The 386-nt window shown below is 36.0% G+C and carries 1 pseudogene; it reads right to left on the bottom strand.

From position 1 onward, the window contains the following. Positions 1-386: pseudogene (locus R2R70_RS19160) on the bottom strand (hypothetical protein); the annotation flags it as partial.

Here is a 386-nt window from a genome sequence, read left to right as displayed (position 1 = left end):
CTGTATTACCAATACGTGACATACGATTATATTTCATGGCAAAGTAAGGTTCGATACCAGGACTTACACTACCATTAATATCTAATAATGAAGGTGTCATACTTCCTGTCGTTCCAGTAGGTGCAAATGTGTTACAAGTCAGGTTGCGGATTCCATAGCGTTCAATTCCTTCTTTAATCCAATCAGGAAGTCGCTTTACAAAACCTGATTGCATAAATTTCTCTTTGTCATACAGTGGGAAACTGCCTTTTTCTTTAGCAATTTCAATAGACATATTATAAGATTCATCACGTAAAAATTGCATCAATTCTTCAAAAATAGCATTACCTTCAGCACTTCCATAGCGTACACGTAAAGCAATAAATAAGTCAGCAATACCTAGACCG

The organism is Cobetia sp. SIMBA_158 (assembly GCF_046566945.1).
In the GTDB taxonomy this organism is placed as follows: domain Bacteria; phylum Pseudomonadota; class Gammaproteobacteria; order Pseudomonadales; family Halomonadaceae; genus Cobetia; species Cobetia amphilecti.
This window is presented reverse-complemented; position numbering and strand designations above follow the sequence as displayed.